18 protein-coding genes are annotated in these 22,297 nt (G+C 41.2%); 2 read left to right on the top strand and 16 right to left on the bottom strand.

Going from position 1 to position 22,297, the window contains the following annotated elements:
* Nucleotides 1–17: 17 nt before the first annotated feature.
* The 9 genes from BET01_RS12660 to BET01_RS12700 all read right to left on the bottom strand — a co-directional run bounded on the left by BET01_RS12660 (nt 18) and on the right by BET01_RS12700 (nt 12,609).
* Complete coding sequence (locus tag BET01_RS12660; RefSeq protein WP_120197183.1) at nt 18–1,370, bottom strand: ABC transporter substrate-binding protein; 1,353 nt, start codon at nt 1,368–1,370, stop codon at nt 18–20.
* Between the two features lie 287 nt (nt 1,371–1,657).
* Nucleotides 1,658–3,049 (bottom strand): DNA repair protein RadA, encoded by a 1,392-nt coding sequence (gene radA / locus BET01_RS12665; protein ID WP_120197184.1) that lies wholly within the window; start codon nt 3,047–3,049, stop codon nt 1,658–1,660.
* A 66-nt stretch (nt 3,050–3,115) separates the two neighbouring features.
* A complete protein-coding gene (locus BET01_RS12670) occupies nt 3,116–3,529 on the bottom strand; it encodes an endosialidase (RefSeq protein WP_120197185.1) in 414 nt (137 codons plus the stop codon).
* 99 nt (nt 3,530–3,628) lie between these two features.
* Nucleotides 3,629–6,076, bottom strand: coding sequence for an ATP-dependent Clp protease ATP-binding subunit (locus BET01_RS12675; RefSeq protein ID WP_120197186.1), 2,448 nt, complete (start codon nt 6,074–6,076; stop codon nt 3,629–3,631).
* A gap of 15 nt (nt 6,077–6,091) precedes the next feature.
* Nucleotides 6,092–7,126 carry an ATP--guanido phosphotransferase gene (locus BET01_RS12680; protein WP_120197187.1) on the bottom strand — a complete coding sequence of 345 codons (1,035 nt, stop codon included), beginning with the start codon at nt 7,124–7,126 and terminating at the stop codon, nt 6,092–6,094.
* On the bottom strand, nt 7,119–7,694 hold the full coding sequence (locus BET01_RS12685; protein WP_120197188.1) for a UvrB/UvrC motif-containing protein: 576 nt from the start codon (nt 7,692–7,694) through the stop codon (nt 7,119–7,121). The genes BET01_RS12680 and BET01_RS12685 overlap by 8 nt, the downstream gene beginning before the upstream one ends.
* Nucleotides 7,695–7,716: 22 nt before the next feature.
* Nucleotides 7,717–8,103: a GntR family transcriptional regulator gene (locus BET01_RS12690; protein ID WP_120197384.1), complete on the bottom strand. Its 387-nt coding sequence runs from the start codon at nt 8,101–8,103 to the stop codon at nt 7,717–7,719.
* Nucleotides 8,104–8,382: 279 nt separating this feature from the next.
* On the bottom strand, nt 8,383–10,209 hold the full coding sequence (locus tag BET01_RS12695) for a cadherin-like beta sandwich domain-containing protein (protein WP_120197189.1): 1,827 nt from the start codon (nt 10,207–10,209) through the stop codon (nt 8,383–8,385).
* A gap of 24 nt (nt 10,210–10,233) precedes the next feature.
* Nucleotides 10,234–12,609 (bottom strand): dockerin type I domain-containing protein, encoded by a 2,376-nt coding sequence (locus BET01_RS12700; RefSeq protein WP_120197190.1) that lies wholly within the window; start codon nt 12,607–12,609, stop codon nt 10,234–10,236.
* Nucleotides 12,610–13,018: 409 nt separating this feature from the next.
* Between BET01_RS12700 and BET01_RS12705 the strand changes: the two genes are divergently transcribed.
* On the top strand, nt 13,019–13,525 hold the full coding sequence (locus BET01_RS12705; protein WP_120197191.1) for a cupin domain-containing protein: 507 nt from the start codon (nt 13,019–13,021) through the stop codon (nt 13,523–13,525).
* Nucleotides 13,526–13,579: 54 nt separating this feature from the next.
* Here the strand turns inward: BET01_RS12705 and BET01_RS12710 are convergent, their stop codons facing one another.
* From BET01_RS12710 to BET01_RS12735, 6 genes are all read right to left on the bottom strand, one after another.
* Nucleotides 13,580–14,992, bottom strand: coding sequence for an oxaloacetate decarboxylase subunit alpha (locus BET01_RS12710; RefSeq protein ID WP_120197192.1), 1,413 nt, complete (start codon nt 14,990–14,992; stop codon nt 13,580–13,582).
* Between the two features lie 80 nt (nt 14,993–15,072).
* Nucleotides 15,073–15,456 (bottom strand): biotin/lipoyl-containing protein, encoded by a 384-nt coding sequence (locus BET01_RS12715; protein WP_120197193.1) that lies wholly within the window; start codon nt 15,454–15,456, stop codon nt 15,073–15,075.
* 21 nt (nt 15,457–15,477) lie between these two features.
* Complete coding sequence (locus BET01_RS12720; protein WP_120197194.1) at nt 15,478–16,224, bottom strand: DUF3887 domain-containing protein; 747 nt, start codon at nt 16,222–16,224, stop codon at nt 15,478–15,480.
* Nucleotides 16,225–16,241: 17 nt separating this feature from the next.
* A complete protein-coding gene (locus tag BET01_RS12725; RefSeq protein ID WP_120197195.1) occupies nt 16,242–17,696 on the bottom strand; it encodes an acyl-CoA carboxylase subunit beta in 1,455 nt (484 codons plus the stop codon).
* A gap of 271 nt (nt 17,697–17,967) precedes the next feature.
* Nucleotides 17,968–18,522 (bottom strand): hypothetical protein, encoded by a 555-nt coding sequence (locus BET01_RS12730; protein ID WP_120197196.1) that lies wholly within the window; start codon nt 18,520–18,522, stop codon nt 17,968–17,970.
* Between the two features lie 129 nt (nt 18,523–18,651).
* Nucleotides 18,652–19,503: a YitT family protein gene (locus tag BET01_RS12735; RefSeq protein WP_120197197.1), complete on the bottom strand. Its 852-nt coding sequence runs from the start codon at nt 19,501–19,503 to the stop codon at nt 18,652–18,654.
* A gap of 142 nt (nt 19,504–19,645) precedes the next feature.
* Between BET01_RS12735 and BET01_RS12740 the strand changes: the two genes are divergently transcribed.
* Nucleotides 19,646–21,235: a potassium/proton antiporter gene (locus BET01_RS12740; protein ID WP_120197198.1), complete on the top strand. Its 1,590-nt coding sequence runs from the start codon at nt 19,646–19,648 to the stop codon at nt 21,233–21,235.
* 170 nt (nt 21,236–21,405) lie between these two features.
* Here BET01_RS12740 and BET01_RS12745 read toward each other — a convergent pair whose 3' ends face one another.
* Nucleotides 21,406–22,254: a tyrosine-protein phosphatase gene (locus tag BET01_RS12745; protein WP_120197199.1), complete on the bottom strand. Its 849-nt coding sequence runs from the start codon at nt 22,252–22,254 to the stop codon at nt 21,406–21,408.
* Between the last annotated feature and the right edge of the window lie 43 nt (nt 22,255–22,297).

Genomic DNA, 22,297 nt, shown 5'->3' on the forward strand with positions numbered 1-22,297 from the left:
AATATTACTTCATGAAATTACTGTCTGATGGATGCGATCTCATAATCAATGTCCTGAAGTAATTTTGCTACATCACGCTTGCTGTCATCCAAGGTGACAAACTCCTGAAGCTTGGTGCGGAATGCAGTAGAATACTCAGATGTGTAATCTGGCACAAGACTCTTAGATACAATCATATCGTTATCGATGTATGATTTGATCTCCTTGATAAATTCATCTGCATCATCGGTTGAAACAGTTACGTTACTTGTCATTAACTTAGCTGTATTCATCCATACCTTAGAGCTATCCTCACTTGCAAAGTAGTTTAATAAAGACATAACTGCTTCTTTTTGCTTTGTCTGAGATGATACTACGAATACGTCATCAATACCAACCCATAATTTATTTTCCTTAGGATCGTCAGACCATGGAGTTGGGAACATTCCAAATTCTCCGTCAGGACTAGCTGCAATTACATCTCCCATGAGCCAGCCACCGTTCATATACATAGGTCTCTGACCTGCTGCAAAGTTCTGAATTCCCTGAGTCTGGTCAACGGCTGTATCACCTGCATCTTTATAAGAAGCAAATTTAGAGAACATTTCCATTGCTTCTTTTACCTTCTCATTGTCAGACAGTTCTTTCTTGCCTTCCTGAGAGTCTCTCCATACACTTTCATTTCCAGTTGCTGCTGCCATACTTGTAAAGAAGGAGTCAAGCTCATGGAATACTCCATGAATGAAGTTGTAAGGATGGATAAAAGGTTTAATTCCTTTATCATTAAATGTATCAGCTACTTTAAAGAATTCTTCTTTGGTTTTTGGAGCTTCTACTCCAGCTTCTTTAAACATCTTCTTGTTGTAGAAAGTTGCCTTTACCTGAGCATCGATTGGGAAGCCATATACTCCGCCGTTAATGGTACATTCGTCAGCAAGCATCGGAAGTACATTCTTCATGCAATCTTCCCCTTTAAGATCCATAAAATAGCCGCCATCAACAAATTCTTTCATTGTCTGAGGTTTTCCAAACATAATATCCGGAGCTTCGCCTGCAGCAATATAATTTTTATAAGTAGCGATGTAAGAGGATGAAGCTACAACTTCCACGTCTACTTTAATATCTGGGTTCTCTGCCTCAAATGATGCGATCATAGCGTCCAAAGCATCTCTTTTTGACTGTTCTCCCATGTAATGAACCAGGCGAACAGTAACTTGATCTCCACTGCCTGTTTTTGCAGTGTCAACTTTGCTCTCTGTCTCTTTTGTCTCCTGGCTAGAAACCTCCCCAACGGTTTCTGTCTTACTTCCTGAGGAGCAGCCTACCACAGTTGCGGCCATAAGACCGGCTAATAAGAGGGCTGAAGCACGTTTTAAATACATTTTTTTCATTTTACTTCCTCCTTAAATTTAGGTTAGTAATACTACCTTCTAAATATTTTAGCAAACGAAAGCGTAAGGTCATATATTATTTTTTTGTTGTATTATTATTTATTTTGTCATTTTTACGCAGCCTAGGCATAATACAACGATATATTCTCATTATTGTGTGTCAATAATTCATTTTATCGGTTTATATTATAAGAAGGCATTAAAATACCTGAAATGATACCACCTATGTTTTCATAACTTTAAACGTCATAAGCATAGGTTGCATCTTTTCAGGTATTCTATGTCAATTAATCTGACAATCCTACAATTGCGTCCCTGACATTTCCCACACCAATCAGGCGAATGCCGGTTATGGGACCCATCTTTTCCATACATATCTTGGGAAGGATACAAGTCTTAAATCCAAGTTTTTTTGCTTCATTCACTCTTTGCTGAGCCATAGAAACGGCGCGAACCTCTCCAGATAGTCCTACCTCTCCAAATATAATGGTTTTAGAATCTACCGCCCGGTCCTTCATGCTAGACACTATGGCCATGAGGATCGCAAGATCAAGGGCCGGCTCGTTCATCCGAAGCCCTCCTGTAATATTCACATAGGCATCAAAATGGGAAAGGTCATAATGGCACCGTTTCTCAAGAACTGCCATAAGTAGGTTCACTCGGTTATAATCGGTACCTGCCGCGGTTCGCCTTGGCATACCAAATGCAGTTGCGGTAATTAAAGCCTGAACCTCCAAAAGCATGGGCCTTGTCCCTTCCATGGAGCAGGCCACTACGGCCCCAGAGGCATCCTCTGGTCTTCCACTTAGCATAAACTCGGAGGGGTTTGCCACTTCTGCCAAGCCGCTTTCCACCATTTCAAATACTCCAATTTCATTGGTAGAACCAAATCTATTTTTAACTCCCCGTATGATTCGGTAAGAGGCACTTCTCTCTCCTTCAAAGTAAAGGACCGTGTCCACCATATGCTCTAGAACTCTCGGACCTGCCACAACGCCTTCTTTGGTCACATGCCCCACAAGAAATACAGCAATTCCTGAACCTTTCGCAATTTGCAGAAGAATATTTGTAGATTCCCTCACCTGACTTACACTTCCTGGAGCAGAGGAAATCTCCTCCCGAAACATGGTCTGTATGGAGTCAATAATCACAACATCTGGTTTTTCCTCTCTTATGGCACCTTCAATTAAATCCAGGCTGGTTTCACAAAGAAATAACAGATCTCCGGTTATTTCTCCAATCCGATTTGCCCTTAACTTAATCTGTTTCAGAGATTCTTCTCCTGATATGTAGAGAACCTTTCGTCCGGAAGCGGCAAGGTTTTTGCAGACCTGTAACAGTAAGGTGGATTTTCCGATTCCCGGATCTCCTCCCACCAATACCAACGATCCTTTTACAACGCCTCCCCCAAGCACCCGGTCCAGTTCATCATATCCGGTTTTCATGCGGTCTTGCTCATCTAAGAGAATTTCAGACAGTCTGCTGGGTTTCACCTTTATGCCAGAATGACCACCTTCACTTACGGCTCCTATCCCTCTTTTCGAGACAGGCTCTTTCTTTCCCACAGGCTCTTCCACAAATGTATTCCAATCCTTACATCCTGGACACTGTCCCAGCCACTTTACAGACTCATATCCACATTCCTTGCAAAAGAATGCGGTCGTCTTCGCCTTTGCCATCTGCTTCCTCCTTAAAAAAACTGGGCCCAGCTCTTTTTAAAGAACCGAACCCAGCTAGTATTGATGTTATTTACGGTTGATCTTTACAGATACCGGTGTTCCTTCATTTAGCTCAACACTTACATAAAGCTTACCACTCATATTGGTTCCCATGCTTCCAGCAGCTTCGCCTTCTACATAAACCTCATACTCGGTATCTTCTGCTAACTGAACAGTTAATTGTGCATCTTTATCACCCTCAACCAAAAATGCAACTCCGTCATTGGATACTGCAAAATTCTCTACTGCAGTACCAGGCACGGATTCGTATACAAACATGCCGTTTCGCTCCAGCTTGGTTATCTCATAGAAAGTCTTAACTTTATATAAATCACCTGCGTGTTCAAAATCCTGTAATTTTGACTTTGTTTCTAATTTGTAATTACCAAAACTGATTGTTCCGTCTTGTTCCGTGCGGATTAACTCTTCAATTACCGGCATCGATTTGCCCTCCTAGTATTTTGTTTACTTATCCCTAATAGCGAAGCATAGATCCCATCGCTTGTAGCTATTATACACGAACCAGTGGGAAATGGCTAGCTATTTTACAAGCTCTCTGACAGAAAATTTAAGTTCCTCTTCGCCTGCTGTAACCACCACTTCATCCCCATTTTTCACTCCACCACTTAAGATCTCTTCTGCCAGCTTATCTTCCAGACTATTTTGTATGGTACGTCTAAGAGGTCTTGCTCCATACTTTTCATCATAGCCTTTCTTTATTAGATATTCCTTGGCATTTTCTTCTATAGTAAGTGAAATATTCATCTGTTCTACCGTACGTTTCATAATATCATTTAACATGATGGATACAATATCCTTCATATGATCTTTATTCAGGGTATGGAAGACAATAATCTCATCTATACGGTTAATGAATTCTGGCTTAAACAGACGTTTTACTTCTTCCATTACACGGTCCTTCATAAGTTTATAATCTGCTTTTTCATCTCCGATAGCACCAAATCCCAAACGTTTTGGCGAAATGATATTTTCAGCTCCAGCATTGGAAGTCATAATTATAATTGTATTCTTAAAATCAATCTTTCGGCCCTGGGCATCTGTAATATGACCATCATCAAGTACCTGCAACAAGATGTTAAACACATCTGGGTGGGCCTTTTCTATCTCATCAAATAAAACAACAGAATAAGGATTCCTTCTTACCTTCTCACTGAGCTGTCCGCCTTCGTCATAACCTACGTATCCTGGAGGGGAACCAATGATCTTTGAGACACTGTGCTTTTCCATGTACTCGGACATATCTACCCGAATCAGGGCATTATCAGACCCAAACATTGACTCAGAAAGGGCTTTGGATAATTCTGTTTTTCCTACTCCTGTAGGTCCTAAGAATAGGAATGAGCCAATCGGGCGTTTTGGATCTTTTAATCCTACTCTACCACGACGAATCGCTTTTGCCACAGCGGTAACGGCTTCCTCCTGGCCAATGACTCTTCCATGAAGAATGGTTTCTAGGTTTCTAAGACGCTCGCTTTCCCCTTCTTCTAATTTTCTGACCGGAATCTTTGTCCAGTTGGAGATTACATCTGCGATCTCAACCTCATCCACAATAAGACTTTTGGTTGTTTTTTCCTTCTGCCATTTTTCACGAATCTTTTCTATCTTCTCTCGCTTTTTCTCTTGCTTTTTCTTAACGACACCAGCTTTTTCATAAGCTTCTGCTTTAATAAAGGCTTCCTTCTGGTCTTCTATCTGTTCGATTTCAAGCTCCAGCTCCTTAATCTCTGCAGGTTCTGTATACATGGTCAGACGCACCTTTGATGATGCTTCGTCAATAACATCAATGGCTTTATCCGGAAGAAAACGGTCATTGATATAACGAGAGGATAATTTGACAGACGCTTTGATGGCTTCATCGGTAATCGTTACCTTGTGATGTTCCTCATATCGCCCTTTTAATCCTCTTAATATACTGATTGCAGCTTCTTCAGAAGGTTCTTCAACCGTTACTGGCTGAAAACGTCTTTCAAGTGCGGAATCCTTTTCAATGTACTTACGGTACTCTTGTATGGTGGTAGCTCCGATTAACTGAAGTTCTCCTCTTGCCAAAGAAGGTTTTAATATATTGGAGGCGTCAATGGCACCCTCCGCACCGCCAGCTCCGATAATGGTATGGATCTCATCAATAAATAAAAGAACCTCTCCATCTTCAATAACCTCAGCAATTACCTTTTTAATTCTTTCTTCAAATTCACCACGGTACTTAGATCCAGCTACCATTCCAGATAAATCCAGAGTCAAAAGGCGTTTTCCAGCTATGGTCTCAGGCACATCTCCATCGGTAATTAACTGAGCCAATCCCTCTACCACTGCGGTCTTACCAACTCCTGGTTCTCCAATGAGACAAGGATTGTTCTTGGTTCTGCGGCTTAATATCTGAATGAGACGTTTGATCTCAGATTCTCTTCCAATTACAGGGTCAAGCTTTCCTTTTAACGCAAGCTCTGTTAAATCTCTGCTGTAGCTGTCCAAAGTAGGTGTATTGCCCTTTTTATGTGTTTTCATCAGCTCTTCCTTATTAGCAGGAGCATCCTCACCCATGGCTGCCAAAACGTCAATATAGAGCTTTTGTACACTGACCCCAATGGTATTTAAAAGTCTGGATGCAACACAATCATTATCACGAATAATGGAAATGAGAACGTGTTCTGTTCCAATTAAATTTGCTTTAAAACGTACCGCTTCCCGGTAGCTGTTTTCCAAAACCCTTCTTGCTCCAGGAGTATAACCCCCGTCTTCTTGAAGGCGGACTGCTTGATCCGGTGCAATCAACTGACTGATTAAGTTTAATACTTTATCTTCTTTTACTCCATTTTCTTCCAATACTCTGGAAGCGACTCCGCTTCCTTCTTCCAGAAGGCCGATAAGCAAATGCTCTGTTCCTACATAGCCATGCCCGAGACGTTCTGCTGCCTGTACGGCCAGATTAATAGCCGTCCTGGCCTTTGTCGTAAATCTGTCTATCATAATTACATCCTCCTGCTATTTTAATTCCGGCAATTCTTTACGAATAAATTCTGCCCTGGCAATATCAAGGTCTTCCTTGCTAAGGGGGCGGTCAGAAATTTTTTGAAGAACAGCCGGCTGTATTCCAAGCATCAAGCGGTAAACCGAAACTTCATTCTTTGCCAGTACCAATCCGTCTGAAAGTGCGGCCATCAACTGGGAAAGAAAAATCATGGCATCACGAAAGGTTAGTCTTCTGGCATATTTTAGTACTCCGAAAGATTTATAAACTTCATCTTCTCTCTCAATTCTTCGTCTCTGCAGGGAAAGCTTTCTTACCTGCATCTCTTGATTGGTCAACTGAATGGCGGCTTTTGTTACCGTATCAATGATTTCCCGCTCGGTCTGGCCTAAAGTCTTTAAGTTGGATATCTCATAAAGTGATCCAAAATTTTCTTCCACATCTCCGTAAACACCTCGGACAGAAGCTCCAAAACGGCTCATATCCCCAATCAGACTTGAGAACTTTCTTCCCTGAGAGAGCATCGGAAGGTGAACGACCACAGAGGCACGAAGCCCAGTACCTACATTTGTAGGAAATGAAGTCAAATATCCAAATCGGTCATCAAATGCATATGGAAATCTTTCATTGATACAATCGTCAATCTTATCGGCCTTATCCCATAACTCATCAAGACAAAGACCTGCTCCCAAAAGCTGTATTCGAATGTGATCGTCGCAGTTTAGTACGATCCCCATATCTTCCTCCTTGGAAAGTAGAATTCCAGAAGGGTTTTTCTTTAAAAGCGCAGCTGAATTTAAAACTCTTCGTTCTTTTAAAGCAGCCCTGTCCAGTTCTTCCATCTCATTTAGAAGGGAAAATTCAAAGTTTTTTTCAGCAAAATTCCCAATATCCCTTAATCCGAATTCCAGTCGGTGAACCATCTCGCCGCTTTCTTTTTCATCAAGTTTTGCAGGGAAAGAATACTCCTGCAGATTCCTAGCAAGACGAATCCGGCTGCTAATTATCCCTGGGCGACCTGCAGGAGTCTGCTCAAACCATCTATGCATTCGTCTCATTTCCTTTCCTAATTTCTTTGATTCGGTCGCGGCAAACGGCTGCGGTTTCATAATCCTCAAAACGAAGTGCTTCTTTCAGTCTAGAATCCAGTTCAGACAATTCCTTCTCTTCCTCAGAAGTCTCATCTTTTATGGACTTTCCTCTGGTTTTGGCAGCACTCTCACTTAAACTTTCAATATTTTGATTAACAGGAGATTTTCCCGTATGGAGTAAGCTACCTTGTAGCTGTTTTATGCTGTCCTCCATTAAGGGGCCAAACACACTGTAGCAATCAGAACACCCAAACCTGCTATCCCGGACAAATGCATCATAGGTGGTTCCACAAGTGGGACATGCAATCTGATGAAGCTTATCAGGTCCTTGGTTATCATCTTCAATTCCAAGCAAGCCAGAGAGCAGCTTACCGATTGGAAACTCTCCGTCAAAAATGGCTGCGTATACTCCAAAATCCATCTCTTTCGCACACTGAGCACAAAAATGATGCTCTTTTTTTACTCCACTCACTACTTCTGTATATTGTATATTTGCTTCGCGAATCTTACATCTCTCGCATAACATAATGAACCTCCAATCCAGTGAATCACTCTTCCCTTTGGTCTGCTATAAATGACTGGAATATCTCATCTACCAGCTGGTGCATTTCTTCACTCGTTACATTTTTACAGACACCTCTAGCTAATACAACGCTTAAATCTCTGCGCATCTCGTCAAGAACCTGTATTTTATCCACATCCAGAGATACAACGGCACCTTTGCGACGGTCAAGCTTTACAAAGCCTTCCTGTTTTAGAACAGTGTACGCCTTATTCACCGTATGCATATTAATTCCTATGTTGTCGGCCATCTGGCGTACGGAAGGCAAGGGATCCCCTTCTCGAATACTTTCTGTGGCGATTCCTATGATTATCTGGTTTCGAAGCTGAATATAGATGGCTTCGTTACTGTTAAAATCAATTTGCAAAAACATATTTTCACCATCTTTCGTTATATCTGTTATATGAATATTAGCACACATCACTTATTTTTTCAATAGTCTCATCCTTTCCAGATTGCAACCTTTTCACCTTATTAATTTTATCCTTTTTTGTTTATTTCCATTTTATTCTGCAGGTCTTCCATATTTTCCTTTTGTATCTAAATACATTTTTTTATGTAGTTCAATTTTGAAAAAAAGCTGCTGCATGTCCGGGTAATCCAGCCATCATGCAGCAACTTTTTTAATTATATTATGAAATAATCTTAATTTTTAATCATCAAGATCCATAAATTCAAAATCATCTTCATCCGGATCAGACTCTTTGACAGGTTTGGAAATTGATTCTTTCTCTGGAATCTTTGGTTCTACTGGCCTTTTACGCATCTGGTCCTGAGCTACATGAGTGGCTAAGTCCCTCTCAACATCTTCAAGGCTTGATTCTACAATAAAATCATCCTCATCCAGTTTTTCCCGGTTGTTGGTAGATGGCTTGTCCGGATTTCTTTCCGGTCTTTTCGTCTCTGGAATGGTTTCTAATGCTTCCCGGTCAAATTCATCCCGGCTGTAGCGTTTGATCCTGCTTCCTGGGGCATCAGCTTCTGGCTCTTTATAAAAACGAGAATCCTCAGATCCAGATTTTTTCTTTCTGCTGTTATCAAGGTCATCTCTTACCAAGCGGTCCTTTCCAGAACCATTGTTTCCTTTTTTCAATAAAAGAATTACGACAACAAGGAGCACTAATGCTATCACGCTTACAGCTATCATAATATAAAACTGTATGCCATAATCTTTTCTAAGAGCTTCATATGTCTTTACAAGCTTCACATGCTCGTCGTAAGACACTTCTGATGCAAAATATCGCTGAACTGTCTTTTCTTTCAGATCGTAACGGTAGAATGCTTTTTCTCCATTCCAGTTCATGGCATAGAATACACAGTATTCTGGTTCTGCCTCAGAATTTACTACCCAACCAGTCACTCGAATACCATCAATATCCACGCTACGCTCTACAAAACCTTCCGGCACCTTTGTATCGGTATCAAGAGGAACGACTACAATCGCCTTTGAACTAGTTTCAACTTGTACAAATTGAGACCAGGTATCGGATTTTTCATTGTAAACAAAGAAACCACCGTTACCTCCTGCGTCTTTTAAATAAAGGAGAAGAAGGTCTTTTTCCAGTCCTTTTCCAGACATCACTTCTGTTCCCTTATAAGAATAGCTTGCTGATTCAAACCCTTCGGGAAGCGTAGATTCATCAAAGGAGGTTGCAATGCTGTATTCCGTTCCGTTAACAGTTACCTTTGCATCTGCAAACTCTGCTTCCTTTGTCTCGCCATTTTCGTTTGTAGCAGGTACCGTTTCTCCGCCTTCTGGCTTTTTCACGGTTATGGTATAGTTTTTAACGGTCTGCCCATCTTCGGCAGTGACCTTAATTACAACCGCATTGTCACCGGCTTTTAATCCTTTTTCCCCTTGAAGCGTTACGTTCGCTCCTGCATTGGCTGCCACCGCATTGACCACTAAGTCAGCCGTATTGGCATCCACCTCTGCTGTGTACTGGTCCACAGAGGCTGAAAATCCAGGGCTTAATGTTCCAGGAGAAATTTTTAAAGACTTTAATGTGGCATCCTTGGAAAACGTAGCTGGTGAGGTAACCTTAACCGTTGCACTCCCCTGCTTACTCAAAGTAATGGCTTGGGAGTTCACATCGTAAATTTCCTGGGAAGTAACCTTAATTGGTGCGTTTCCAGCCTGTAATGTCTTAAATTTCAAAGAGAAGTTAAACGATTTCTGGTCTGCGGAATCCATGGTTCCCAGAATCTTAATGGCTCCTGCACCACCGTTGGCACTGGTGCCGCTTACAAATTGTAAAATCCCTGGATCATATGACAGCATAATTTCTGCTGTTCCCAGTGCAGTGTCACTGGTGACCTTCATATTAACCGTCACTTCATTCCCCACCATAACGGAAGGGTCTGAAAATGATATCTTTGCGTTGGAAGCCCAGGATATCATCTGACCAAAAGGTCCGATTACTGCTATCATGAAGGCGGTCATTACACTGATTATGAGTTTTTTCAGTTTCCTATTCATATTGTCTCCTATTTCTGCCGAGCATTAAAGTCCCAGAACCTTCTTTTTCATAAGAAGAAGATCCTTTGAATCAACCTTGCCGTCTCCATTTAAGTCAGCGGCCTTTTTTTCTTTTTCAGACAACTTTTCCAGTCCAAGGATATAACGCTGAACCTTTAAGACATCCTTACTGCTGATCTTTCCATCTCCATCAATATCTCCAGAGGTGACAGAAGCTATCTGCGCGGCAGTCGTCTCCTGAGCCTGTGTCTGCTTTACTGTCTCTGTTACTTGTTCCGTCACCGGTTTGCTTCCTCCCGGTCCCTGTGTTATAACTCCTGTTGATGTCTGTACGGAAATATTAGTGTTTCCTACCGGGGCAATGGTTACATTGCTTCCTCCCGGAGTTCCTTTGTTTGCTTCTTCATTCGTTTTTGTCTTGCCAGAACCGCTGCTTCCAGGACCGCTTTTTCCAGACCCACTGCTGCTTGATCCGCTGCTGTTTCCAGATCCACTGCTTCCTGATGTGCTGCCTGGATTGTTTGGCATACTACCAGAATTATTGTTCCCTGTTCCAGAAGAATAAGTTGGGCCATTATTCTGACGTACTACATGAAGGATATACTCTCTGACGGTACCATTTTGTGCTGTAACTGATATCTTAATATCGTTATTGCCGTTTTGTAGTGCTATGGTTCCAGTTCCACTCACTGAGGATGCCGATGTTAAGGCAGAAGCGGAGACTTTAATGTTTGTAACGGTTGGGTCAACAATCAGATTGTATTCCAGGGTATCTCTGTTAAACGTTGGTGTCATAACAAAACCTTCCACGTTTAAGCCTGCTAACATATTATTGGTATTGCCATCACCTGTAGGCTGACTACATGGAGTTTCCGGCATATTGTTATAAATCGGTATCTTAAACTCAAGAGATGTTTTTTTCATATCGCTGTTATAGGCCTTTGAAAAAACTGCTCCCTCTGATGCTGCACCCTGTACATTGGTCATATACTGGTGTTTATATATGTTTGCACCTTGTACATTAAATTTCTTCAGATAAAATGTATCCTGCCCAACTTTCACATAGTTATTACCATAATATAGAGCTCCCCCTAAAATTGATTTATCGGAAGAGTTCCATGGTCTACCATAATTACCAGTTTGAGACGCCCACCATAAGCCTCTTTGTACCGCTGACATATTGCCAGACTGATAGGCTTCAATATTAAAGAAATTATAAAATCCTTCATAACCAGATTCAGTTCCTGAAACACTCTTTCCATTACCTGCTGATCCCTGCTCCTGAATAATCATTGCAGCAAGTACATAGGGATTGACTCCTGATTGGGTAGCCGCATTCATAATCATATTCGCATAGGATGAGCTACCTGACACCGTACCGGTGGTATCATTGGAAGAAGGAGCCGAGGTCGAAGGTCCCGTAAGACTAGCCCCTGGACCGTATTCCATAAGCACACGAGGATTCTTAGGCGTAATGGAGGCATGAGGTGCCTCTAGGCTTACATTGCCAGATCCAGAGCTTTCTGGACTTCCTCCTGTGGTTGGGCTTACTGTTCCGCCTGGACCATTGTTTTGTGTGTTTCCGGTTGGATTAGATGTATTTGACGAATTTGTAGAATTCCCGCCACTGGAAGAACCGCCGGATAAAAAGGTTCCTTTTGTCATTGTTTGAAGTCCATCCATAGTCTGTTTATTGCTGTCATAGGAATGGCTTAAAAACTGAAAAACGTTTGTCTCATCAATAAAGTTCCTAGGATCCATATAATACTTTACAATATCTTCAGAGGCAGTTACCCAACTGCTTCCGTCAAAACCTACCCAAGTACTAGTGTCCCAATTATAAGCTCCATTAAGCATGGACTTCCAGGATGACATACTGCCTGTATGTACTAGAGTCTTACCTACCTGACTCTCTTCCTTAACCGCTGTATTCCAGTCAAGGTTGGTCTTTTGAGCACGAAATACCCACTGAGGGTGCTGTGCGTGAAGTGCACGAAGACGTATCTTGTAACTCTCCGGAAATCCTTCCGCAGCTAACTGGGACTCAAAATTCCCATCCTGAGTATAGGTAGCAGGAAACTTAAGGTAGCTTTTGGTTACATAGCCAGTAACCTTTTGGCCTCCTGAATTGGATACGCGAATTTGATACCACAACGCTCCGTCAGATCCATTCTTCTCATCGATAACGCTTACAGAAGCTCCGTTGGTCAGTTTTGTTACGATAGAATAGGTCGTACCTGGCCCGCTCCTCACATTTAGTGAAGTAGCATTCACCGTGGCCGACCTCTCTGTGTAAGCATACGCATTTATGTAAGGCGTGACAACTCCAAAACTGGAATCCAGCACCAAAACACTGGCTAAAATTGCGGCCATCCTACGAGCCTTTTTATACTTTTTCATCTGTTTCTCCCAATATGCCCTAATGTATTTTAAAATTAACAATTATATGTAAATTATCCATTTATTTATTATAAAGACAAATCATACCATGTGTCAACTGAATCATCTAAAGTTCAGACAATTGGAATTATTTGTAAGAAAATCTTTATAGTTTTAAAGATCATTTCAACAAAATAATAGGTCCTTGCTAACAAATATTGCTTATGATAGACTAAAGTTCACAAGAAAATCCTATCTATAAGAGCAAAAATTCATATGATAGAATCTTCACGCGATCAACCGCAGTTTTACAAAGGTGGGTTTTCTCTTCCATCAATGAGCAATTGATCCATATAAGATAGCTCCATTTTTATTAAGATACTTATTACGGAAAGGAGTATATGATGATTCAATCATCATATAACACAAAATGCATACAGCAGATTATTTTATACAGAAGTTAGAAATGACACCTCATCCAGAAGGTGGCTTCTTTAAAGAAAACGAAACCTCCAGCGATCATACTCTGGTGACCAATGACGAAACCGGAACATCAAAATCACGAAAATTATGGACAAGCATATACTTTCTCCTAAGAGACGGTGAAGTATCAAACTTCCACCGCTTAGAGTCAGATGAAATGTGGTATTATCATGCCGGATCTTCCTTGACCATATATGTAATAACGCCAGAGGGAGAATTGTTAACAAAAGAACTTGGACTGGACATGGAAAAAGGGGAACAACCACAGGTTTTGGTTCCTAAGGGGACTATCTTTGGTTCTGCTATGAACAAAGAAGGATTCGCCTTAGTTGGCTGTATGGTTTCCCCCGGATTTGTATTTGAAGACTTTGAGTTAATTGACCGTGCTGATTTATTAGAGAATTATCCTCAGCATAAAGAGACGATTAAAAAGCTTTCCATGGAAACCACTTAAGTATTTATCATTTAAAAAATATAAGGCTCCCCTAATCGGGGAGCCTTATGCTTTTTAAACTGGATACGCTTTGCTATCCTTATCTGCTATCGTTACATCAACACCTGTCTGCTGAGCTGCACGATATTCAAAAAATTCTTTTGCAACAGCTGGGAACAGTGCGTAGGATAATACATCCTCATCCTGCTGTTTCCACTGAGCGCATTCCTTTTCAAATCTAGGAAGCTGTGGTTCAATATTATCTGCCGGACGACAGGTAATAGGAGTTTCGTTTCCGATGACCTTTTTCTGGATTTCAGCATTAAACGGTTTTACCGTCTGGCCAAATTCTCCTAAGAACATCTTTCTTGTCTCTTTCGTAACCATCTTGTAACGCTCACCGCTGATTACATTTAAAACAGCCTGAGTACCAACAATCTGGGAAGATGGAGTTACAAGTGGAGCTTCACCAAGATCCTGTCTTACTCTTGGAATTTCCTGAAGAACTTCCAAGTATTTGTCTTCCTGACCCGCTTCTTTTAACTGGCTAACCAGATTAGAAAGCATACCGCCTGGTACCTGGTACTGTAATGTCTTAATATCAACACCGAGAACCTTAGGATTTAAAAGACCACTCTTTAATGCTTCTTCACGGATTGGCTGAAAAAATCCACAGATTTCTGCCAGAAGATTCTGGTCAAAGCCTGTATCATATGGAGTGCCTCTAAATGTCTCTACCATAACCTCAGTCGCTGGCTGGCTAGTTCCAAGTGCAAGAGGTGAAATTGCAGTATCAATGATATCACATCCTGCTTCCACTGCCTTTAAGTAAGTCATAGAAGCAACACCAGAAGTGTAATGGGTGTGAACGTCGATAGGAAGCTTTGTAGAATCCTTTAACGCACCAATCAGCTCTTCTGCTTTGTAAGGAGTTAAAAGTCCTGCCATATCCTTTACGCAGATAGAAGCTGCTCCCATATCTTCAATTCTTTTCGCAATATCTTTCCAGTATTCTAAAGTATAGGCATCACCCAGAGTATAGCTTAACGCTACCTGTGCATGACCATTTTCTTTATTACAAGCACTTACAGCAGTCTGTAAGTTACGGATATCGTTTAAGCAGTCAAAGATACGGATAATATCAATACCATTTGCCAGTGACTTCTGAACAAAGTATTCAACTACGTCATCAGCATAATGATTGTAACCTAAAATATTCTGTCCGCGGAAAAGCATCTGCAGCTTTGTGTTCTTAAAACCATCCTTTAACTTTCTAAGTCTAGTCCAAGGATCTTCTTTTAAGAAACGAAGGCACGCATCAAAAGTTGCGCCACCCCAGCACTCTACTGCATGATATCCAACCTGATCCATCTTCTCTACGATCGGAAGCATCTGATCGGTTGTCATTCTTGTAGCAATCAAAGACTGATGAGCATCACGAAGGGCTGTCTCTACAATCTTGACTGGCTTTTTCTCTATATCTGCCATTGTCTTACCTCCTGGTCATTGTTAATTCTGCTCTGATTCGAGCGTTACAGGTACCGGCAGTAACCACCGGCATTATCATCTTAGTTCAGTGTTACTAATGTTGAGCCAGAATCTACGGTATCACCATTAGACACATTGATGCTAGCAACGGTTCCATCAGATGATGCTACGATTTCATTTTCCATCTTCATAGCTTCAAGAATAACTAAAACATCGCCTTTTTTTACTGCCTGTCCTACGCTTACCTTAACACCAAGGATTTTACCTGGCATTGGAGCTAGAACGGTAACAGAACCCTGAGAACCTGCTGGTGCTGGAGCCGCTACTGGTGCTGGAGCCGCTACTGGTGCTGGAGCTGCTACTGGGGCTGGAGCTGCTGCTCTTGGTGCTGCAACCTGTGTTGTACCTTCTTCTACGGATACGTTATAAACATTACCATTTACTGTGATTGTATAATTTTTCATGATGAAGATCCTCCTGATTATTTAAGCATTTTTCCATTTACTAGCTGGTGCACGTTTGATTGAACGGACAACCAGACCGCTTGGTGAACTTCCTGTACTTGCTGCAATTGCAGCAATAAGAACAATCACCAATTCCATATCATCCATAAGATTTACTTCTGCCTGACTTGCTGTCCCTTCCTGTGGTGCAGATGAAACAGCCGCTGGTGCATTAGTGCTCGATTCCTCGGAGGAACTATCTTTAGATCCACCGTTGAATTTGCGCACACCAATGATCGCCAGTACAAGTACGATAGCTCCAACTGCCAGCCAGCCATATAAATCTTCCTGGCTGTTAGCACTCTTCTCTGGTGTGAAGTCTACTGACACTATCTTTGTTAAAGTAGAATCCATTGCGACTGTGAACGTTATGCTCTTCTTTTCAAAAACAGCATTCACGGTTGCACTGTATCCTTCTGGTGTAGTCGTTATCTTAACATCGTCTCCGATGGATACCAATTCTCCCAGTTCTGGCTTTAAGCTCTTCCAAGAATCTGCCGCCTTAGAAAAGATAGCCGCCTGTTCAGCCTGAGTCTTAAACTTTTCCACATCTTCGTCCTTTAAATCTACAAACATCTGAAGAAATGGTTCTGCAATCTGCTCAAGCTGTGACTGTGCATTGGGATCTACCTGTTGTGGAGCGGTTTCAGCCTTACTGTTTATGGAGAATGAGAGGAGGCAGACAGCCATAGTAAGTCCCATTGCTATTCGTTTCAAATTCAGTTTCATATTCCTGTCACCTCATTCTAAATCGTGCCATGTTTTTTTGCGGGACGATCCTCATTTTTTGTAAATAACATCTCAAATGCAGCTGCAACCCTTGCTCTAGTCTCGCTGGCATCAATGATATCATCAACATATCCTCTCTTTGCTGCGGATACAGCGCTGGACTGAACCTGCTTGTAGCTCTCAGCCTTCTCTGCAATAAGAGCTTTTCCATTATCAGCTTTTGCGATCTCATCAGCATACATAATCTTTGCAGCTTCCTGTGAATCCATCATTCCGATTGATGCGTTCTGCCATGCATATACAACATCAGATCCAATGGACTTGCTGTTCATGGTTAAATATGCGGTTCCAAATGCATTACCGATAACAACCGTTACTTTTGGTACAGTTGCATTCGCAAATGCATAGGTCAGCTTTGCAGAAGCTTTGGCGATTGCTTTTTCTGCGCATTTTGTCGCCTCATAACCTTTTACATTAACAAGGGTAAGAAGAGGAATTTCAAATGCATCGCAGAAATTTACAAATTCAGCCGCTTTTACACAACCCTCTGCTGTTAACAAAGCGTCATACTGAGCCGTCTTAACGCCACCTTCATCATAAGCTTCTGTCTTATTTGCAACGCAGCCAATTGTCTGGCCGTTTAAGCGAATAAAGCCGGTAACCATAGAAGGAGCATAATTCTTCTTTGTTTCCATAAAGAACTGATCATCGGAAATCTGAGTCAGTGCGATGGTTGTATCTCCAACATAATTTGACAAATCAGAGCTGATGCGATTTAAATCATCACTGCACTCGCTGTAAGAAAGGTCATCTTGATTGTTAGCAGGAAGAATGGAAATCAGTGTCCTAATCTGTGACAAGATCTCTTCTCCTTCTCCAATAAAATCTACCAAACCAGTTTCTTTGCTCTGAAAATCAGCGGAAGCAGTGTTGCACTTTTCCGTATAATTTTCTTGAATGGCGTTAGGAGCGTTGACAAACAGCTTACCGCCTTTTGTCTCCATGAATGTGAAGTCTGACATCGCTGCTGATACAGCCATTCCGCCGCCACAAGCTCCAAACACTGCTGTAATCTGAGGAATTACTCCAGATGCCAGTGTCTGGCTTAAATACACTTCGCCAAAACCATTTAATGCATCTGTTGCTTCCTGAAGTCTTAATCCTGCACAATCAACGAGGCCAACGACTGGAGCACCTGTCTTCATAGCCATATTGTAAAGTTTTGTAATCTTTTTCGCATGCATCTCACCTACTGAACCACCGAGAACTGATGCATCTTGGCTGTATACATAAACAAGACAGCCTTCAATTGTACCGTAGCCAGTAACAACACCGTCAGCCGGAGTTTCTTTTGCTGACATGTTAAAGTCAGTGCTCCTTGCTGTTACGTAGCCGCCAACTTCAACAAAACTATTCTCATCAAGCAAAGCATGAATTCGATTACTTGCTGATGTTTGTGTTGAATTACTCATTTTGCAATCCTCCATTTTGTAATAAATATATAATTCTATGCGATAGGAAACCGATGAATTATAATTAACACTTATTTCTGCCGATTATAATTGTATAATTAAACCAGATGATTTACAAGCAGTTTTTAACAAAAAAAGAACAGAAAACTATGTGGTTTCCACAACTAATTGTTCCCTGTTCTCTGCGATTCTAATCACTTTGACGTATTATGTCGAGATATCCGTCGTTTTGTATATTTTTGTCTTTTAATTTTGTTAATTTTGAACATAGCTATTCTTTGATTTCAATTATGCCAAAACTGCCTTCCTCGTTCGACTGGAATGTGATTTTGGATTCGCCTTCTCCCAGCACTATATTCTTTTCTATCGTATTAAGAGAACCCGTGTCGACATTAGCCACCGCTATCATCAAATCATCTCCAAATACCATATCCGGATTTAATTTTATTAAATCTTCCCTTTTTTCAAATACTATGGTTTCTTTATCCATGCTTATGAAACTACAAGGATATTGTAACAAATCTGCCAATGACTCCAAGTCCCGATCTGCGATTGCCTCCTGGATCTTCTCAGCAAATGCCTCTGCCCTATGATCTAGTTCAAGACTTTCGCTGCTTTCCGTTGCTCCCGGTCCTTCCTGGCCTTCCTCTTCTACTGAATCTTCCTGTATCATTGCTTTTTCCAAATTGCCGGCCGCAGTTTCTGATTCCGTTGTTATCCCTGGGGTCTCTACGGAATCTACAGCTTTCTTACTGCCGCAGCCAGCCGTTAACACTGCCGCCATGATTATGACGAAACAGATACAACCGGTTTTATTCCTTATCATGTTATTGGTTCCTCCCTGCGTCCTATCTTTGCTTCGGCCACAGTATAGCACCTAAAAAGATTATAAGTCAATAGAGTTTTTAAAACTGTAAACCTTAGACTGTATTCTGTAAGAACCCGTAATTTATCCTTACCTTCGTCTGTATTCTTTATGAAGGGTAAAGCCCCTTCCTCGTACTTCATTGACCTTATTAATGATCATAAATGCCTGAGGGTCGATGCTCATTACGAGCTCATTTAACTTAGATAGCTGTCTGCCAGATATCACCGTAAGTACAGTAAATGAGGCCTGACGCATATAACCACCTTCGCTGCCTAAAAGAGTGGTTCCCCGATCCATCTTTTCCTGAATATTATGGTTGATTTCTTCATATTTATCACTGATAATTTTAACCTGCATCTGATTTCTGCCAATCAAAAGTACCTTATCAAGTACTACCGTATAAATAAGTACTAAAAGTATTCCATATAAGATCTGTTCTTTATTGGAAAAAATCATCTGGGAAAGCAAAATCATGCAATCAAATGCTGACATTGTAAGTGATACGGACAAATGTTTCTTCTTATTTAAAATCAAAGGTGGAATATCCATTCCTCCGGTTGAAGCCCCGGCCCGAATTACCATTCCGATACCAACACCAATTAAAATACCTGCAAATACAGTCCCCAGCATCCGATCATCCGTAAGGCCAGATTTGCCCAGTACCCGTTCAAAAACCCCAAGAATAAACGGATAATAAAAGGTGCTGATCAAGGTGGTAAATGCAAATGCCTTTCCAAGGACCATGACTCCCGCAATAAACATGAAGATATTAAAGACGGCTACGAAAGCAGCGATGGGAATGTTAAACTGGTTGTACGCCACCAGTGCAAGCCCGGTTGTTCCTCCTGTAATCAAGCCACCCGGTAATATAAACAGTGAAACTGCCAAAGCATATATCGTATTGCCTGCCAGAACCGTTGCAATTTTTTTCATATCCATAGTACCAAACTTCCTTTCCCACATTAAATAAGCATACCTACTATATCACGGGATATTATTTTCTACAATTTATTTTCTTCTTTTCTTATAGAGGAATTTTATGCTATACTTGATTCTGACACCGAAATCAAGGAGGGAATTCATGGAAATATATCTAATCGTAGCAGCCATTATCTGCATTCTCTGTATTCTGGCAAGTAACCTGTCTTACCGCATCGGCGTTCCGTCACTGCTTCTTTTTATCCTTTTAGGCATGATGTTTGGAACCGACGGGATCTTTAGAATTAATTTTTCCGATTATGCACTTTCTGAAACCATCTGTTCCATCGCACTGATTTTCATCATGTTTTATGGAGGATTTTGTACCAACTGGCATGAGGCAAAACCTGTTGCTGCCAAATCCATTATTTTATCCAGCTTAGGCGTGATTCTAACGGCTGTTTTGGCCGCATTCTTTTGTTATTTCGTTTTAAAAACATCTTTGCTTGAAGGTTTTTTAATCGGCTCCATCTTAAGCTCAACGGATGCCGCAAGCGTATTTTCCATATTAAGAGTTAAAAAATTAAATTTAGTAAATGGAATGGCCTCTGTTCTTGAGGTAGAAAGCGGAAGCAATGACCCAGTTTCCTATATGCTTACCATTATTGTTCTTGGGATTATGAACGGGAAATCTTCTCCTGCTACTGTGGGTCTCATCTTTGGAGAAGAGATTGTATTTGGACTTCTCTTTGGAGCGTTAGCCGGCTTAGCTGGGTATTTTATATTCCGCATGGAACATTTCAGATCCAAGGAAATGTTACCCATATTTGGTCTATCTGTGGCTCTCTTGACCTATGGCTTGTCCAATTCCGTAGGTGGAAACGGATTTTTAAGTGTATACATTGCGGGTGTCATTATAGGTAACAGCAAAATACATTACAAGGCGGAGATGGTCCACTTTTTTGACGGAATCACCGGAATGATGCAGATTGTATTGTTTTTCTTACTTGGGCTTTTGTGCTTTCCCTCGAGAATCACACCCGTTATTCTGCCATCCATAGGCATCTGGGCTTTCTTACTTTTTGTAGCCAGACCTCTAGTGGTATTCCTGATTCTAACTCCTTTTAAAGTTCCCCTTCGTCAACAGCTACTTATTTCATGGGCTGGACTAAGAGGCGCTGTCTCCATAGTCTTTGCCATACTGGCTGTTTTAAGCCCTTCTGTACTGGAACTTGATGTTTTTCATATCGTCTTTTGTGTCTGTCTTTTGTCCGTCTCCATTCAGGGCTCTCTGCTTCCATGGATGGCGAAAAAGTTAAATGTAATCGGAACTACAGACAATATCTTTCGTACCTTTAACGACTACAGCGATAACCCAGCAGTTAATCTAACTGAAATACGTCTTCCAAAAGGACATCCCTGGATTGACAAGACGTTAAAAGATATTATTATTCCAAACGGAATGATGGCTGTTATGATTATTCGAGATGGCAAAACCCTAATACCAAGAGGGGATTCCATGGTTCTTGCAGATGATTCTATTATCTTAAACACACCTGTTTACACCGATCATAGCATGAAGCTTCGTGAAGTACAGATCGGACCGTATCACCCTTGGGTAAACCAAAAGATCAGCGAGCTGACTCTGCCAAGCGATACATTGATTTTTCTGATCCAACGGGCTGGGAAATCTTTGATACCTGATGGACAGACTTCTCTACAGGATGGGGATTGCCTTATTTTAAATGCATAAGAGCATTAAAAGATTTGCAATACACCGCCTAGTATCTTACTTTATAAAGTAAAATTAATATAATGATAGATTTATAAAGCAATTAGAAATACCCTGGTAATAAGACACTTTTTATGTATCTTACCATCAGGGTGTTTTATCTTTTATAGGAATGCAATACCTACATTATATTATTCCATAAAACTAGCAGTTAAAAACTTTTGCCTTAACAAATTCTTTTTCTCCAAAGAAAGACCAATCCGTTTTGTAAGATATGTATCTATGGTATCGTAACAAGATTCAATCGCATGAAATGCCTGATTGATATAATCTTCCGATACCGTTAATAGTACACGGACGCAGTCTGCCAGCAGATCGTCTCCTGTCTTATCTCTGACAACCTTGGCAACATTTTCTGCTCCCTCCATTACATAAGTATTGGTCTGTACAAAATCTTTTACAATGGTTTCACGATCAACAGATAAGGCAGACAACAAAAGGGCCGTTCCAATTCCTACTCTGTCTTTGCCTGCGCTGCAGTGCCAGAGTACGGCACGGCCATCCGCTTCAAGAAGAAGATCGAAAAAACGTCCGTACTGCATTGCCGCTAAATCGCTGAGAACAAGGTCTTCATATAACTTACTAATATATAGTTCCGGCTTACCGCCAAGAGATGATGCATGGTCTATGAGATTTGCAAACAATTCCCTTTTCTCATGATTTTTCTCTTCTTCAAAGGTAATCCCTACTGTCTTTTCATCAAGAATTGGATTGAATATATTTAATATCCCCGGTATCTCAGGGTCTGGTTTTTGTTTTCGTTCCGTCTCAGTCCTAAAATCAATCACTGTCCCAAGACCACATTCCTTAGCTAATATCTGAAGATCTCCCTTAGTGGCCTCAAATAAGGTGCCACTGCGTATCAGCCTTCTTGGAAGAATGCTTCTTCCGTCTGCAGTCTTGATTCCGCCCAGATCCCTTGTATTTGGAAGCTTCTCAAGACTGATTCGTCCAATGGCCATATTCCCTGCTTCTTTCATCTTTATGTCATCCTCCAATCGTAATCATACCGTCAGTAACGTC

The organism is Lacrimispora algidixylanolytica, assembly GCF_003609635.1.
Taxonomy (GTDB): Bacteria; Bacillota; Clostridia; order Lachnospirales; family Lachnospiraceae; genus Lacrimispora; species Lacrimispora algidixylanolytica.